This window comes from Streptomyces durhamensis (assembly GCF_000725475.1).
In the GTDB taxonomy this organism is placed as follows: Bacteria; Actinomycetota; Actinomycetes; order Streptomycetales; family Streptomycetaceae; genus Streptomyces; species Streptomyces filipinensis.
Genome location: NZ_JNXR01000040.1, coordinates 1 through 14,825, shown reverse-complemented (window position 1 = coordinate 14,825; position 14,825 = coordinate 1). Strand labels below are relative to the sequence as shown.

General features: G+C 70.6%; 14 protein-coding genes and 3 pseudogenes. 11 read left to right on the top strand and 6 right to left on the bottom strand.

Annotated elements, in window-relative coordinates; all coding sequences use genetic code 11:
• Positions 1–39: 39 nt before the first annotated feature.
• Positions 40–1,878 carry a glycoside hydrolase family 15 protein gene (locus IO33_RS0138155; RefSeq protein ID WP_031173662.1) on the bottom strand — a complete coding sequence of 613 codons (1,839 nt, stop codon included), beginning with the start codon at positions 1,876–1,878 and terminating at the stop codon, positions 40–42.
• A 70-nt stretch (positions 1,879–1,948) separates the two neighbouring features.
• Positions 1,949–2,224: a DUF389 domain-containing protein gene (locus IO33_RS0138150; RefSeq protein ID WP_078964075.1), complete on the bottom strand. Its 276-nt coding sequence runs from the start codon at positions 2,222–2,224 to the stop codon at positions 1,949–1,951.
• A gap of 76 nt (positions 2,225–2,300) precedes the next feature.
• On the opposite strand from IO33_RS0138150, the pseudogene IO33_RS54465 reads away from it, so the two are divergent.
• The 4 genes and pseudogenes from IO33_RS54465 to IO33_RS48360 form a co-directional block, all read left to right on the top strand.
• Positions 2,301–2,591 (top strand): annotated as a pseudogene (locus IO33_RS54465) (HIT domain-containing protein); the annotation flags it as partial.
• A gap of 105 nt (positions 2,592–2,696) precedes the next feature.
• Positions 2,697–2,901, top strand: a pseudogene (locus IO33_RS54460) (tyrosine-type recombinase/integrase); the annotation flags it as partial.
• Positions 2,902–3,109: 208 nt separating this feature from the next.
• Positions 3,110–4,636 (top strand): SDR family oxidoreductase, encoded by a 1,527-nt coding sequence (locus IO33_RS0138140; protein WP_245235993.1) that lies wholly within the window; start codon positions 3,110–3,112, stop codon positions 4,634–4,636.
• A gap of 15 nt (positions 4,637–4,651) precedes the next feature.
• Positions 4,652–5,008: a deoxyribodipyrimidine photo-lyase gene (locus tag IO33_RS48360; protein WP_167349502.1), complete on the top strand. Its 357-nt coding sequence runs from the start codon at positions 4,652–4,654 to the stop codon at positions 5,006–5,008.
• Between the two features lie 87 nt (positions 5,009–5,095).
• On the opposite strand, the gene IO33_RS0138130 is transcribed toward IO33_RS48360, so the two are convergent.
• Together IO33_RS0138130 and IO33_RS0138125 are read right to left on the bottom strand one after the other, a co-directional pair.
• Positions 5,096–5,665: a DUF4232 domain-containing protein gene (locus IO33_RS0138130; protein WP_031173656.1), complete on the bottom strand. Its 570-nt coding sequence runs from the start codon at positions 5,663–5,665 to the stop codon at positions 5,096–5,098.
• 216 nt (positions 5,666–5,881) lie between these two features.
• Entirely contained in the window at positions 5,882–6,763 is an 882-nt protein-coding gene (locus IO33_RS0138125) for a hypothetical protein (RefSeq protein WP_245235992.1), read from the bottom strand.
• Positions 6,764–7,196: 433 nt separating this feature from the next.
• Here IO33_RS0138125 and IO33_RS0138120 point away from each other — a divergent pair, with 433 nt between their 5' ends.
• The 3 genes from IO33_RS0138120 (at position 7,197) to IO33_RS0138110 (ending at position 9,725) form a co-directional block, all read left to right on the top strand.
• A complete protein-coding gene (locus IO33_RS0138120) occupies positions 7,197–8,096 on the top strand; it encodes an SDR family NAD(P)-dependent oxidoreductase (RefSeq protein ID WP_031173653.1) in 900 nt (299 codons plus the stop codon).
• A gap of 131 nt (positions 8,097–8,227) precedes the next feature.
• The gene (locus IO33_RS0138115; protein ID WP_031173652.1) at positions 8,228–9,022 is read left to right on the top strand and encodes an alpha/beta fold hydrolase; all 795 of its coding nucleotides are present in this window, start codon (positions 8,228–8,230) and stop codon (positions 9,020–9,022) included.
• Positions 9,023–9,140: 118 nt separating this feature from the next.
• The gene (locus IO33_RS0138110) at positions 9,141–9,725 is read left to right on the top strand and encodes a TetR/AcrR family transcriptional regulator (RefSeq protein ID WP_031173650.1); all 585 of its coding nucleotides are present in this window, start codon (positions 9,141–9,143) and stop codon (positions 9,723–9,725) included.
• Positions 9,726–9,887: 162 nt separating this feature from the next.
• Here IO33_RS0138110 and IO33_RS0138105 read toward each other — a convergent pair whose 3' ends face one another.
• Complete coding sequence (locus IO33_RS0138105; protein WP_031173649.1) at positions 9,888–10,613, bottom strand: glycoside hydrolase family 16 protein; 726 nt, start codon at positions 10,611–10,613, stop codon at positions 9,888–9,890.
• 145 nt (positions 10,614–10,758) lie between these two features.
• Here IO33_RS0138105 and IO33_RS53030 point away from each other — a divergent pair, with 145 nt between their 5' ends.
• Genes IO33_RS53030 through IO33_RS0138095 form a run of 3 tightly spaced genes read left to right on the top strand, consistent with a single transcriptional unit; the run spans position 10,759 to position 12,585 of the window.
• Positions 10,759–11,229 carry a DUF1304 family protein gene (locus IO33_RS53030; RefSeq protein WP_280921956.1) on the top strand — a complete coding sequence of 157 codons (471 nt, stop codon included), beginning with the start codon at positions 10,759–10,761 and terminating at the stop codon, positions 11,227–11,229.
• A 43-nt stretch (positions 11,230–11,272) separates the two neighbouring features.
• A complete protein-coding gene (locus tag IO33_RS0138100) occupies positions 11,273–11,803 on the top strand; it encodes a SigE family RNA polymerase sigma factor (protein ID WP_031173648.1) in 531 nt (176 codons plus the stop codon).
• Positions 11,800–12,585: a hypothetical protein gene (locus IO33_RS0138095; RefSeq protein WP_031173646.1), complete on the top strand. Its 786-nt coding sequence runs from the start codon at positions 11,800–11,802 to the stop codon at positions 12,583–12,585. The genes IO33_RS0138100 and IO33_RS0138095 overlap by 4 nt, the downstream gene beginning before the upstream one ends.
• On the opposite strand, the gene IO33_RS53650 is transcribed toward IO33_RS0138095, so the two are convergent.
• Entirely contained in the window at positions 12,476–12,772 is a 297-nt protein-coding gene (locus IO33_RS53650; protein ID WP_342448395.1) for a hypothetical protein, read from the bottom strand. The genes IO33_RS0138095 and IO33_RS53650 overlap by 110 nt on opposite strands.
• Before the next feature lie 88 nt (positions 12,773–12,860).
• On the opposite strand from IO33_RS53650, the pseudogene IO33_RS44930 reads away from it, so the two are divergent.
• Positions 12,861–14,825 (top strand): annotated as a pseudogene (locus IO33_RS44930) (non-reducing end alpha-L-arabinofuranosidase family hydrolase); the annotation flags it as partial.

Sequence of the window (14,825 nt, the reverse complement as noted above, 5' to 3'; positions counted from 1 at the left end):
CGGTCTGCGCCGCGGCGGCGCGGGTGAGCAGGGAGCGCCCTAGCGCTTTTCGAGAGCCTCGTTCAACGTGATGGCCGAGTCGATGAGGGCGAGATGGGTGAACGCCTGGGGGAAGTTGCCGAGCTGACGGCCCGTCGGGTCGATCTCCTCGGAGTACAGGCCCAGGTGGTTGGCGTACCCCATCATCTTCTCGAACACCAGCCTGGCCCGGTTCGTCCGTCCCGCGCGCGCCAGGGCGTCGACGTACATGAACGTGCACAGGGAGAAGGTGCCCTCCGAGCCGCGCAGGCCGTCGGGCGAGGCACCGGGGTTGTACCGGTAGACCAGGCTGTCGCTGACCAGTTCCTCCTCCATGGCGTCCAGGGTCGCCGACCACATCGGATCCCCCGGGGTGAGGAACCCGACCGTCGCCATGCGCAGCAGCGAGGAGTCCAGGACCTCGCTGCCGTAGTGCTGGACGAAGGCCTGCCGGTCCTCGTTCCAGCCCTTGGCCATGACCTGCTCGTAGACGGCGTCCCGTTCGGCCCGCCAGCGTCCGGCCGCGGACGGCCATCCCTTCGACTCGGCGAGCCGCACCGCGCGGTCGAACGCCACCCACGACATCACCCGCCCGTACGTGAAGTCCTGGCGGCCGCCGCGGGTCTCCCAGATGCCCTCCTCCGCCTGGTCCCAGTGGTCGGCCAGCCATTCCAGGTCCGTCCGCAACGAGGTCCAGCCCCCGTGCCCGACCTGGAAGCCGTGCCGGTGCGCGAAGTAGATGCTGTCCAGCGCCTCACCGTAGATGTCCAGTTGGAGCTGGGTGGCGGCGCCGTTGCCGATCCGTACCGGGGCGGAACCCGCGTAGCCCTCCCAGTGGTCGAGGATCCGCTCGGTCAGATCGGAGGCGCCGTCGACCTTGTACATGATGTTCAGCGGGCCCGTCTCCCCGTCGCTGCCGGCCCGTTCCTTGACCCGGTCGCCCAGCCAGATGATGAACGCCCTGGCCTCCTCCGTGAAACCCAGCCCCAGCAGGGCGTACACGGAGAAAGAGGCGTCCCGGATCCAGGTGAAGCGGTAGTCCCAGTTGCGCTCACCGCCCAGCTGCTCCGGCAGAGCCGCCGTGGGAGCGGCCACCACCGCACCACTGGGGGCGAAGGTCATGAGCTTCAGCGTGATCGCGGATCGCTCCACCGCCTCCCGCCAGCGCCCGGTGTAGCGCGACTGCGCCAGCCAGGAACGCCAGAACGCCGCCGTCTCCTCGAAGAGCCGTTCGTGCTCGTCGCGGCGGACCTCCCTGGGCGGTCCCTCGGCGCCCGTCTCCAGAATCAGCCCGCGCTGCTGTCCGGCCTCCAGGGTCAGCGAGAGGCGCAGGTCGGTTTCCCCGTCCGCCACGAAGTCCGCGAGCCGCTCGTCCTCCGGCTCCCGGATGGGATGCACGGTGAGTTCCGTACCGTCCTTTGCGGCGAACACCGCTCCGTGCGGGCTGATGTGCAACTGGTGTTTCATGAGCCCGTAGTCGAAGCGCGGGGCGATCTCCACATCGAAGGTCATGGTGCCGCGCACACAGCGGACCAGGCGGACCAGCCGGTGCCGGTGCGTGGCCGCCGTACCGGTCACGGGCATGAAATCGACCACCTCCCCGGCGCCCGCCTCCGTCATGAACCGGGTCACCAGGATCGCCGTGTCGGGCAGGTACAACTGCTTGGTCGAATGGGTCTGGTGCGCCGGCCGGACCGTGCAGTGACCGCCCTTCTCCTTGTCCAGAAGCGCCCCGAACACACTCGGTGAGTCGAACCGGGGGGAGCAGAACCAGTCGACCACCCCCTCGGTGGTCACCAGCGCCGCGGTCTGCAGATCGCCGATCAGCCCGTGGTTCTCGATCAGCGGGTAGTCGTCCATCGGGGCGCCCCTTCCGGTGTGCGATTCACCCGAATGCACCCCCTCGATCAGCGTATGCCGCCGCCCCTGCTCAGGCTCGCCGGAAAGGCTCCCGGCGCCCCTGGCCCCGTGCGGCGGCACGGTGGGCCGCGCGGTGCCACAGACGCCGCTGCACACGCAGGGTGAGGACGGCGACGATCACGAGTACCGCCACGTTGAGCAGCAGCTGGACCAGCGAGCCCCATGCGTGGTGCCAGTCGGCGAAGGCGAGCGAGACGGCGATGTCCGAGGCGGCGGGAATGGTGGTCACGGAGATGAACACCCCGATCAGGGCGCTGCCGTCTCGGCGACGCGCACCTGTGAACACGACGCCGGGCGACCGGCATCAGCCACTGCCACGCCCTCGCGGATGAGTCGCGTGCCGCCTGTGGCAGGCTCAGCCCGTGTCCTGCACCTTCTGTCGACTCATCCGCGAAGACGCTGCGCGCTGGGTGGCTCATGAGGCCCTGGCCTGCGCCTTCTCCCCGCTGGATCCGTTGGCGCCTGGGCATACTCTCGTCGTTCCCACACACCACTACGCGGACGTCTTCGACACCCCGCACGACGTCCTCGCGGCAACGACGGCACTGGTCCAGCGCGTGGCCGGGGCCATGAGAGCCGCCTTGGACGCCTCCGGCGTCAACATCCTGAGCGCCAGCGGCCCGGGATCGGAACAGTCGGTGCCGCACCTTCACTTCCATGTCGTTCCACGGTGGCCGGGCGACGGCATCTCGACCTGGCCGGCCGGACGGTCCGAGCACCGCTTGCCCTACGACCCTGCCGCGAGCCTCGCCGCGTTCCTCCGCCGGCACCTGGAGTCCTACGCCGAGTCGGGACCCGAGAGGCTGCTGTTCGAGGGGGGAGGAGGGGGCGCCCTTCCGTCGTAGCACCTTCGGCCGGAGGTGGCGCAAGGCGCGGGAGATCGTCGATATGCCCGAGGGCTTCCGGTTCTACCGGCTGGCCGTCGGTGTCCGCGCTTACGGGCACGGATGGGGCACGCGCGCACCCTCGAAGCGCCCGGCCGTGGCCCCCCTGCAGGGACCCCTCGGGCCGGGGACGACGAGGTTGCGGAGCCCGTCCCAGGGTCCAAGCATGGGTTCAGGGAACAGCGACAGGGCATGTCGCAAGGCATGGCCCGGAAGGACATGAGAGCCATGACGTTTCCTGCGCCCCGGTCCGCCGGCCGTCGCCGGACAAAGCGCATTCGACAGGCATGCCTGCGATCGGCATGACCGACGACGACCGGCCGCTGCGTTGTCTGGTCACCGGCGCCACCGGTTACCTGGGCGGAAGGCTGGTGCCGGAGTTGCTGGCCGCCGGGCATTCCGTGCGCTGCCTGGCCCGATCGCCCGGCAAGCTGCGGGACCACCCGTGGGCTGAGCAGGCGGAGGCCATGCGCGGGGACGTGACGGACGAGGGGGCCGTGCGCGCGGCCATGCACGGCATGGACGTCGCGTACTACCTGGTCCACGCGCTGGGCACCGGTCGGGGCTTCGAGGAGACCGACCGCCGGGCGGCCAGGATCTTCGGTGATCAGGCGCGTGCCGCCGGAATCCGCCGGATCGTCTACCTCGGCGGTCTGAGCCCTTCCGGAGTACCCGAGCACGCACTCTCACCCCATCTGCGGTCCCGCACCGAAGTGGGCCGCATCCTCCTGGCCTCGGGCGTGCCGACCGCCGTACTGCGGGCAGCCGTGATCATCGGGTCGGGTTCGGCCTCGTTCGAGATGCTGCGATATCTGACCGAGCGGCTGCCCGTGATGGTGACCCCGAGCTGGGTGCGCACCCGCATCCAGCCCATCGCCGTCCGCGACGTGCTGCGCCTCCTCGTGGGATGCGCGAGGCTGCCGTACGACGTGAACCGCGCCTTCGACATCGGCGGACCGGACATCGTCACGTACGAGGAGATGATGCGGCGGTACGCCGTCGTCGCCGGGCTGCCGAAGCGCGTCATCGTGCCCGTTCCGCTGCTCACCCCCCGGCTGTCCAGCCTCTGGGTCGGTCTGGTCACGCCGGTGCCGGGTGCTCTCGCGCGCCCGCTGGTCGAGTCGCTGAAACACGAGGTGGTCTGTACCGAGCGGGACATCGTCCGTCACGTGCCGGACCCGCCGGAAGGACCCGTCACCCTGGACCGGGCGCTCCGGCTGGCCCTCCGGCGTGTGCAGGACGCGGACGTTGCCACCAGGTGGTCCTCGGCCTCGACTCCGCGCGCCCCCAGCGACCCGCTGCCCACCGACCCCGCCTGGGCGGGCGGGAGCCTCTACACGGATCACCGCGAGCGCACGGTCGCGGCGTCGCCGCAGGCGCTGTGGCGGGTGGTGGAGGCGATCGGCGGCGAGAACGGTTGGTACTCCTCGCCGCTGGCCTGGTCCCTGCGGGGCTGGCTGGACACCCTGGTGGGCGGTGTCGGCCTGCGCCGGGGCCGCCGGGACGCGACCCGGCTGCGCGTCGGCGACAGCCTGGACTTCTGGCGAGTGGAGGAGATCGAGCCGGGCCGGCTGCTCCGGTTGCGCGCGGAGATGCGGCTGCCTGGCCTGGCCTGGCTGGAGATGACCGTCGACCGGGATCCACAGGGGCGCACGGTGTACCGGCAGCGGGCCCTGTTCCATCCGCACGGCCTGGCCGGGCACGCCTACTGGTGGGGCGTGGCCCCCTTCCACGCCGCGGTCTTCGGCGGTATGGCTCGCAACATCGCCGCCGCGGCCGAATCGGTCGCCCCTGAACCGGCCCGTACGCACTGAGGGGGCTCAGGCACTGTGCGCGTCTCGGCCGCCCTGTGCACCGCCGACCTGGGGGTGCACGACAACCCGGTCCTCCAGGCCGCTGTGAAGGACGCGGACCGGGTGGTCCCGCTCTTCGTCGTCGACACCGGTATCCGCCGCACCGGCTTCGCCGGGCCCGACCGCGCGGCGTTCTCCGCCGACAGCCGGGCCGACCGGGGCGGCCGTGGTGCACATCGCGGGCGGGGTGAGCCGCTGCGCGGCACGGCGCGCGGACCGGCTGCGCGCGGAGCGGGCCGGCGACCGGCGCGAACTACGCGTTCACGAAGCCTCGTTGACGGTCGTCCCGCCGGGGGCACTGACACCGGCGGGCGAGGGCCACGCCCGCCCTGACCTGCACTCATGTTCAGTGCCTCGTACACGTGCGGGTCAGAGCGTTGCGATCGTCGTGCAGGCTGCTCGTTTGTGGGGACGGTGGGGTCAGGAAGGCTTGACCGCCGAGACCGGGGTGACGGTCACCTTGTTGTCGCACTCGGCCCACACCCCTTCGTTCAGGGCGACCTGGTGCTTCCCGGAGTGCGGCAGCCCGATGACCATCGTCGGATACGTCACCGGGGTCGTGCCCGACACGCAGTAGCCGTCGGCCTCCCCCTGGACCTGGACGAAGGTCAGCTTCACCCACGCCTTGCCGTGCGGCCGGACCGTCACGGTGGCCGCCCTGCCGGTGGGGGTGACCTTGAGCGGGGTGTTGTGGGAGGGGGAGCCGTTGCCGGCGCCCGCGACCGTCGGATGGCCCTTCAGGACGCACGTCCTCCGGGAGACGTTGGTGAACTGCACGACCGCCGCCCCGGTCCCGGTCCCGACGGGCCGGTGGACGGCCTCCCGGGCGCTGACCTGGAGGGCGGAGGCCGCGCAGGCGGGCGGCGGGGTGGAGGTGGTGGTGCTCGCCGCCATGGCGGTGCCGGGCAGGATGCCGGTCACCGCCGCCGCGACGGCCGTGACCGCCGTCGTCGCCAGAGCCGCCCTGCGAATGCCGTTGCTGTGCCGCATGCTGTCGTCCCCCTGAGTCGTCTCGTCCGCGGGTTCGGGTCGTCGGTCGTTGCCCCGCGGTACGCGTGGTCGTGGTACGTGAGTGCAGACAGGACGGGAGAGCGGCAGGGTTCCGTGCGCGACTACTTGTGACGGAACGGTGACAACAGGCTGCACCCGTGCACATGGCCGTCAGGGTCCGTCGCTGTGCCGGCCGCGCCGTGCGGCGGGCGGGCATCAGGAGGACGACGCCTCCGGCTTGCCCTGCACCGTCTTCGACTGTCCGCAGTCGAGCAGGGCCGCGAGTGCCGCGCCCGGACCATGCCCAGACGCGATCCGCATCTGTTCACTGCACTCCGTCAACTCGTCTCTGAAGAGTTCGAGCTCGGCGTGCGTGATGCCGTCGGTCGCCGCGGGGTTCCGCGGGCCGTCCACCGTGGCAATGGCGCTGAAGTGCGCGTAGTCGTCCTCGCCGAGCAGCTGGGCGCAACGCCCGACCTCGTCGTTCACGCCCCCGGCGGCGATCAGGTTGTGGATACGGACCTGCCCGTCCATGGAGGGGTTCGCGAACTCGCCCGCGGTGTCGAGCCGGCCGAACACCTGGGGTTCGAGAAGTGTGTTGGTGCAGCGCAACAGATCACGGACCCGGGAGGCCACCTGGCTCTCGTGCGTGCTCGTGATGTCGTCGACTCGGAAGATCTGCCCGGCGATCTGGTTGGGGTCCTTGACGAACACCTGACCTTCGAACGTGTTGCGGCCCACGAAGAGCGCGTCGCCCTCGATGATGATGGTGTTCGCCACGAAGCGGTTGCCCAGGTACACGCCGCCCGCCAGGTTGATGGTGCCGCCTCGGACGTTGAAGTCATTGCCGAGAAAGAGATGTTCCCTGTCGTACTCGGTGAGTACGCGGCCGGTGATGTTGAGCGCCGCGCGTTCGACTCCGCAGTCGCGGTACTGGCGGCTGGCGACATTGACTTCCCTGGCGGCGAAGCAGTTGCCGGCGAACATGCTCGCACCGCCCACCACGACGTAGTCGCCGTCGAAGGTCTGGGTGGTGCCCGGGGTTTCACTCTGGCCGGGTGCGGTCGGCGCGGCGGTCTGGGCCGGTGTGACGGTCATGGGAGTGGCGTCGTCGGCTTGGGAAGCGGGGGCCGTGAGAATTCCGCCGACCGCTAAGGCGACAGTCGCACCGACTATCGCCCATGCCCTTTTCGCTGTTCCAGCTCTCTGCACGGTCGAGCCCTTTCGTATTCCGTTGCGTCGAAGTGCGGATTGTTCGGTGCAGCTGATTCATTCGTGACGCTACCGGGCACGGAACGGCCTCAACTGACCCTGCGGTCTTACGGAGTTATTACGCATGCGCCCCCGGTACGTCACGGCGACGTCGAGGAGCGCCGGCAGGGGCGGTTGGGGCGTACGGCGTCCCGTGCGGCGGCCCGAGCCGTGCAGGCGGGCCCGCGCCATGACGCCTAACCGGATAGCTAATCCGGTTGTGTGCTACCGTCCCGGACAACCGGATGAACTATCCGATTGTCTCGGGGTGGAGGAGCTCATGACGAAGACAGCTGTGGTCACGGCGGGGACAGGGGGCATCGGCCTGGAGACGGCGCTGGGGCTGGCCGCTGCCGGGTTCGCGGTCACCGTGGTCGGGCGCGACGCGGAACGGGGGGCCAGAGCGGTCAAGCGGATCAACGCGGCGGGCCCGGACGGCGCCGGCCAGTTCCTGTCCGCCGACCTCTCCTCACTCGACCAGGTGCGCGCGCTCGCCGACCGGATCGCCGCCGACCACGATGCCTCGGGGGAACCGCTGACGGTGCTGGTCAACAACGTCGGAGCGATGTTCCCGCAGCACCGGACCCTGGACGGCGTCGAGGCGTCCTTCGTCGTCAACCACCTCTCGCCGTACCTGCTGACCGAACTGCTGCTGCCCACCCTCACAGCCGGGGCGCCCAGCCGGATCGTGAACGTGACCTCGGGCGCGGTCGCTGTCGGCAAGCGGGTGTTCGACGCCGTCGAGCCGCCCGGCGGCTACTACGGATTCCACTGGTACGGCCGCGCCAAGCTCGCCAACCTCGCCTACACCCTGGACCTGGCCGCCCGACTGGCCGGCACGGGCATATCGGTCCTCGCCGCCGACCCCGGAGGCGCCTCCACCGAGATGACCAACGGCACCCTGACCGACCCGAAGCTCGTCTCCCCGCCGCTGCGGCTGCTGTGGCCGCTGGTGCGCCGCAAGTTCGAGCGCTCCACCTCCGGGCCGGCGTCGGCGGCGGCCAGGCCCTCGATCGTCGCCGCCACCGACAACGCGTTGACCGGCCGGACCGGCCTGGTCATCGGCCCCCGGGGCCACCCGGTCGCCCCGCATCGTGCAGCGACCGACCGCCGCCTCGCCGAGGCCGTGCGCCGGCTCAGCGAAGCCCACGCACCCACACCGGCCGACGCAGACGCGTGAACATGCGCCCCGACGCCCGTCACACCGACAGGGCCGGCCAACGGTCACACGGCCGCGTCGGCCCCCTCGCGCCCGCCCCCGGAACGCGCCGGACCACCGCCGCGCCCATCCCACCCGATCGAGGACACGACATGACCGACGCAGTCCCGACCGCCAGTGCCCGCACCGTCCACGGCTCCGGCCCCGGCCTCCTCCTCGCCCATGGCGCCGGCGGCGGCATCGACGCCAACTACGGGCCGATCATGGAAGGGCTCGCCGCGCAGCACACCGTCGTCGGGGTCGACTACCCCGGCTCAGGACACACCCCCACCACGTCCGCGCCCCTGCGGCTGGACCTCATGGCGGACCAGCTCGTCGCCGCGGCGGACGCCGAAGGGCTCGACACGTTCGCCCTCTGCGGATACTCGCTCGGCGGCCCGGTCGCGATCCGAGCGGCCGTCCGCTACCCGCAGCGGGTCACCGCGCTCGTCCTGAGCGCGACCTTCGCCCGCGTGGACACCCGCACCGACCTGGCCGCCGCGATCTGGCACCAGCTCTACGACACCGGACAGCACCTCCTGCTCGCGCAGTACCTGACCCAGCTGACCGTGAGCGCGCCGCTGCTGAACTCCCTCACTCCCGCCCAGGTGCGCGCGGCCGCCGAGCAGACCGCCGCCGCCCTCCCGCCCGGCACCGGCGCCCAGGTCGACCTGGTCCGCCGCGCCGACGTCCGCGACGACCTCCCCGCGATCACCGCCCCGACCCTGGTGGTCGTCACCACCGCCGACACCCTGATACCGGCCGCCCTCCAGTACGACCTGGCCGCGGCCATCCCCGGAGCGCAGACCGCCGAGCTCCCCACCGGGCACCTGCCCTTCCTGGAGCGGCCGAACCACTGGCTGGAGATCATCACCGGCTTCCTCAGCAGGCAGCGCGACCAGCGCTGACAGCCCGGCGGGGCCGGGCTGCCCGGCCCCGCCCCCACGGCGGGCGCGTCACCCGGAAACGCCCGCATATGATCGGACGGCAAGCCTGCCTCGAGATGAGCGACCTGGACTGTTCCCCATGACGACCGCACCGCTGCGCAAGGACGCCGCCCGCAACTGGGAGCGGATCGTCGCCGTCGCCCGGGACCTGGTCGACCGGGGCACCGCACTGCAGCTCAACGACGTCGCACGCCGGGCGGGACTCGGCGTCGGCACGGTCTACCGGCACTTCGCCACTCCCGAGGCGCTGCTGGAGACCGTCGCCACCCCCTGCCTGGAAGCCCTCGCCGAACACGGCCGGCACGCCCTGGACGACACGGACCACGGGCGCGCCCTGGAGGACTTCCTGTCCCGCATCGTCGAAGCGCAGATCACCGATGCCGCCCTGCCCCCGGTCGCCGCCACGACCACGGACGCCCTTGCGCGCACCACGGAACTCAAGAAGTCTCTCCAGTCGACCGGAACCACGCTCCTCGAGCGGGCCCGCGACGCCGGGGCCGTCCGCCCCGACCTCGCCGCCACCGACCTCGTCCCCCTCATGTGCGGCATCGCCCACGCCGTCACCGTCCACGGCGGCACCCTTGCGGACCGCATGCAGACCGCCCACCGCTATCTCTCCACCCTGCTCGGGGGCATGCGTACCGCCACGCCACGGAGCACCTGAGCGGCGGGCTGGACGACCTCGGTGAAGGTACGTCCTTTGTCCTTGCCGGTGTCGACGCGGATCGTGGCCTTGTGGCAGGTGCCCGCGCCTGTGCGTCGACAGACCGCTCAGCACGGACGGTCCCGGCGATTCTCCAAGTCCGGGTCCGGAAGCGGGGAGCCCTTACGGCTGGTACGGGGTGTATGTGATCGAGGAGACCTTCAGGTACCTCGCGCCGTCTGCTGTGGCCCATGTCGAGTCGTTGGGGTTGCCCGGCCAGTCGCCGCCGACGGCGGTGTCGACGATGAAGTGCATCCCGACACCCGGGGCGGTGGTGTACCACTTGGTGCCGGTGATGGTGCCGTCCACGGCGAAGTCGATGTGATCGGGCCACCAGGTGAACGAGTACGTGTGATACGCGTTGGTCCAGCCCGCAGAATTCGTCTTCGAGAACTGGGTCTGGGCGTTGTTGGAGTCGTGGGAGGTCTGGTAGACGGTGTTCGGGTTCTGGCCGACGATTTCGGCGGCGTCGAACTCGGGCAGCCACGGCTTCAGGTAGGCCGCCCATACCGCAGGCAGGAGGCCCTGGCCGCCCGGCATGTTCGCGGTGAAGCTGTAAGTGCCGTAGCCATAGAGCGCCTTGGACTCCACGCGGCCCGAGTAGTACGTGCTGCCCGACCTGTAGGTCTTGACGACGAGGGTGTTGCCCTCGTACCAGACACAGTCGGGGGTGTAGGTCTCCAGCTCGTTGTTGGCGGTCCACCGTCCGTTGATGGTGTTCCACGAGTTGATGGTCTGGGGGGCTCCCCAGGACGCCGCGTGGGCTTGCCGCTGTCCCAGGAGAAGGAGTGACAGCGCCGCCAGGGCGGCAACTATCAGGCGTCCCGGCCTGGGAAGTGCAGATGACATCACGGTTCCCTTGCTCGGATGACAGGAGGCGGGGGAGCGGTCCCACGCTCCCTCTGGCGCCGGACTCTAGAAGTCAGTTCAATGTTTGACAAGATGCGCGGCATCGATCGCTTCATGGCTTCCGGAGTCGAACACATCAACCGCCGTGGTACTGCCCATCGCCGCTCTGCACGTCTACATCCTGGTCCTGGAGATGTTCCTGTGGACCGGCCCCAGGGCTCGGGCAGCCTTGGGGACCAGTGCTTGGCGCTGGCGCTGGCCACCCGCCAGGCCATCGCGCCCCACCTCCCATCGCCGCACCGGCCGCCGGGAAATCAGCGTCGGGCGGCAACCTTCTCGTCTCCTGCGGCAACTGGAAGGCGGAAGGCCGGGTCGAACCACCGAATGGACGGGCATGAGGGCGACGAAGCACGCCGCGCCGCAACCGTGGCGCAGACGCGGACTGGTCACGGGCATTCCCTTGGGGCTGCTGGTCGCCGGACGTCGCGCAGCCGACCGGCGTCCAGTTCGCCCGGCATTGACCAGTCTGCCGGTCAGCCTTGACCGGCCCGCAACCGAGCACGACCGCCGTTCGGACCCCGGGCTGCGCGCTGTTAGGCTGCGCCCCCATTGTTAAACGCGCAACTAACGCGCACATCATTGCCAGGAGAGGGCGGGGGATGCTCCTCGATGACGCGTCCGCGGAGTTCCACGAATTCTTCGAACGCCACTATGCCGAACTCGCCCGTCTGGCACACCTCCTGACCGGCGAGACCGACGCGGCGGACGACCTCGCGGCGGATGCCCTGGTCGCCCTGTGGCAGCGCTGGGACCGGTTGCGGCAGGCCGACCACCCGCTCGCCTATGCCCGCGGGGTGGTGGCCAACCTGGCGCGGGGACGGATCCGCAGCGCGGTGCGCGAGCGACTCCGGATCACGCTGTTCTGGTCCCGCAGCCCCGAGAAGGTGGAGGGGCCGGACATGGCGGCCGTGCTGGACGTCCGCGCGGCACTCGCCCGGCTGCCGTTCCGCAAGCGCGCCTGCGTGGTGCTGCGGCACGCCTTCGACCTGTCGGAGAAGGACACGGCGGCAGCGCTGGGCATATCGGTCGGTACGGTGAAGAGCCAGACCTCGAAGGGAATGGCCGAGCTGGAAAGGATACTGGGCGCGCGAGCGGTCGGGGACCTGGTGGCAGGGAGGAGGAACCGGTGAACGAGGAGATCGCCCGTCGGCTGCGCGAGGCCCCCGAGGCCCACCGGCCCGACCGTGCGAGGATGCTGGCCCGGGTGCAACGCGGCATGGCCGGCCCCGCCGTCCGTCACCGCGCCAGGCCGTTCGCGAGGTCCGGGACCAGGGTCGCGCTCGCCGGGCTCGCCGCCACCGGCATCCTGGCGACCGGCGGCTTCGCCGTCGCCGCCATCGTCGCGCACTCGTCGCCGTCGGCCACCGTGACCACGCCTGCCACCCCGTCCCCGACCGTCAGCTCCCCGCACCCGGCACCGGGCCGCCCCACCCCTGTCGCGCCGGCCCCGGCCACCACCCCGGGCAGCGCGCACCCGACTCCGCCGCCCGCCAGTCCGTCACCGTCCGCCGGCGAGAGCCAGAACGGGGCGCTGTGGGCGGCCGGCTCGGTGGACCCGCACAGCACCGTCTACTGGACGCAGAGCAACCTCGCCCTCAAGGCGACCCAGCCGCTCACCTCGCTCACGGTCGAGATGCGGATCGTGCAGACCGGCGGGGTGAAGAACACCGGCACCTGGCAGACCCTGCCGAGTGATGACTTCACCGTCACCGTCCAGGAGGCCGGCGGCACGCTGGTCTACCGCTGGGTCCTCAAGCCGGGCCTGACCGTGCCGGCCGGCAGCTATGAGTTCGCCGCCCAGTTCAACAACGGCACCCGCGTGCGCAGCGCCGCGGGCGACGGCTACCGCGTCGACGGGCAGGGTTCGGGCGGCTCCGCGTCGGTCCGGGGAGGGTTCGTCCCGACCCGGTGAACGCCTCTGTGCGGCAAGGGGACGAGCCCCCTTGCCGCACAGCTCGACGGGAGAACAAGTACCGGAACTGCTGGTAAGGGGTCCAGTCGGCCGGGCCGGCGTTGGTCCCGTCGGCGTAGGTGGCCTTCGTGGTGGCCAGCAGGTCGCCGTGCAACTGGGCGGGGACGGTGACGGCGGCCGTGAAAATTCTTCCCTCGATCGCGGCAACCTTTGTGTGCCTGGCGGCAACTGGCGGGTAACCAGGGCCGGATCAAGGCCCGTTGTGCCAGAAGGACATGCCCTTGTCAGATCAGAACCGCTCTCATCGCCGCCGTCCGGCTACCCGCCGCGTGCTCGCCGCCGCCGTGGTCCTCGCCGCGGCGGGTGCCGCCGTACCCCTGGTCGCTCTGGCCGCACACACACCGAATGCCCGCACGCCGACCCTGGCCGCTGCAGCGGCCGGCAGCGGCCGCTACTTCGGTACGGCGGTGTCCTCGGGCAGGCTCGGCGACTCGGCGTACTCCACCGTTCTCGACCGGGAGTTCAACATGATCACCCCGGAGAACGAGATGAAGTGGGACACCACCGAACCGTCCCGCGGCACCTTCGACTTCGGCCCGGCCGACTCGATCGTCGGCCACGCCTCCGCGCACGGGCAGCGGATGCGCGGGCACACCCTGGTGTGGCACTCGCAACTGCCCGGGTGGGTGAAGTCCATCACCGACGCAAACACCCTGCGCAGTGTGATGGACCACCACATCACCACCGAGATGACCCACTTCAAGGGCAAGATCTACGCCTGGGACGTGGTCAACGAGGCGTTCGCCGACGGCGGCAGCGGTCAGCACCGCAGCTCGGTCTTCCAGGACGTGCTGGGCAACGGCTTCATCGAGGAAGCCTTCCGCACCGCCCGGAACGCCGATCCCTCCGCCAAGCTCTGCTACAACGACTACAACATCGAGAACTGGACCGACGCCAAGACTCAGGGCGTCTACGCGATGGTCAAGGACTTCAAGTCCCGCGGTGTACCGATCGACTGCGTCGGTTTCCAGAGCCACTTCGGCGCAGGCGGCCCGCCGGCCAGCCTGCAGACCACTTTGTCCAAGTTCGCCGCGCTCGGCGTGGACGTCCAGATCACCGAGCTCGACATCGCCCAGGCGTCGCCGACGGCGTACGCAGGCGCCGTCCAGGCGTGCATGAACGTCGCCCGGTGCACGGGCATCACGGTGTGGGGGATCAGGGACAGCGACTCGTGGCGCACCAGCGAGAACCCGCTGCTGTTCGACGCGAGCGGCAACAAGAAACCCGCCTACGGTGCGGCGCTCACCGCCCTGGGCAGCGCCGGCGGCGGCACGCCGGACGCAGGCGGCATCACCTCCGGCACGGTCTACACGCTCTCCGACGTGGCCGCCGGACGCGTTCTCGACGAGCCCGCGGGATACGACGGAAACGGCACCCAGCTCCAGGTGTGGGACGCCAGCGGCGCCCCCAACCAGCAGTGGCGGGCCGGACGGAACAGCGACGGCTCCTACACGCTGACCAACGTCGCCAGCGGCCGGGTCCTGGAGGAGCCGGGCAACCAGACGGGCAACGGGACGAGGATGCAGGTCTGGGACTCGGGCGGCGGCGCCAACCAGCACTGGCGGGCCGGCCGCAACAGTGACGGCTCCTACACGCTGACCAACGTCGCCAGCGGCCGGGCGCTGGAGATACCCGGCGGTCGGACCGCCAACGGCACACCCGTCCAGATCTGGGATTCGGGCGGCGGCGCCCACCAGCACTGGAACCTGAGGACTTCGGCGCCTGCTCCGGCGGGCGGCGCGTGTGCCCTTCCGTCGACGTACCGGTGGTCGTCGACGGGTGCGCTGGCGCAGCCGGCGAACGGGTGGGACGCGGTGAAGGACTTCACCGACGTGGTGTACAACGGCAAGCACCTGGTCTACGCGTCGAGCGTGTCGGGGTCGTCGTACGGCTCGATGATGTTCAGGCGTGGCGCCCACGCTGTTCTACTTCGCGCCCAAGAAGATCTGGGTGCTGGCGTCCCAGTGGGGCGCGTCGCCCTTCGTCTACCGCACGTCGAGCGACCCCGCCGACCCGGGCGGCTGGTCCGCGCCGCAGCCGCTGTTCACCGGCAGCATCCCCAAGACCGAATCGCCCACCGGCCCGATCGACCAGACCCTGATCGCCGACGACCAGAACATCTACCTGTTCTTCGCCGGTGACAACGGCAAGATCTACCGGGCGAGCATGCCGATCGGGAA

Bases quoted from the DNA above. Each gene is read 5' to 3' on its own strand.
- IO33_RS0138155 (WP_031173662.1), bottom strand. From the start codon at position 1,878: ATGGACGACTACCCGCTGATCGAGAACCACGGGCTGATCGGCGATCTG.
- IO33_RS0138140 (WP_245235993.1), top strand. From the start codon at position 3,110: ATGCCTGCGATCGGCATGACCGACGACGACCGGCCGCTGCGTTGTCTG.
- IO33_RS0138130 (WP_031173656.1), bottom strand. From the start codon at position 5,665: ATGCGGCACAGCAACGGCATTCGCAGGGCGGCTCTGGCGACGACGGCG.
- IO33_RS0138125 (WP_245235992.1), bottom strand. From the start codon at position 6,763: ATGACCGTCACACCGGCCCAGACCGCCGCGCCGACCGCACCCGGCCAG.
- IO33_RS0138120 (WP_031173653.1), top strand. From the start codon at position 7,197: ATGACGAAGACAGCTGTGGTCACGGCGGGGACAGGGGGCATCGGCCTG.
- IO33_RS0138115 (WP_031173652.1), top strand. From the start codon at position 8,228: ATGACCGACGCAGTCCCGACCGCCAGTGCCCGCACCGTCCACGGCTCC.
- IO33_RS0138110 (WP_031173650.1), top strand. From the start codon at position 9,141: ATGACGACCGCACCGCTGCGCAAGGACGCCGCCCGCAACTGGGAGCGG.
- IO33_RS0138105 (WP_031173649.1), bottom strand. From the start codon at position 10,613: ATGTCATCTGCACTTCCCAGGCCGGGACGCCTGATAGTTGCCGCCCTG.
- IO33_RS0138100 (WP_031173648.1), top strand. From the start codon at position 11,273: ATGCTCCTCGATGACGCGTCCGCGGAGTTCCACGAATTCTTCGAACGC.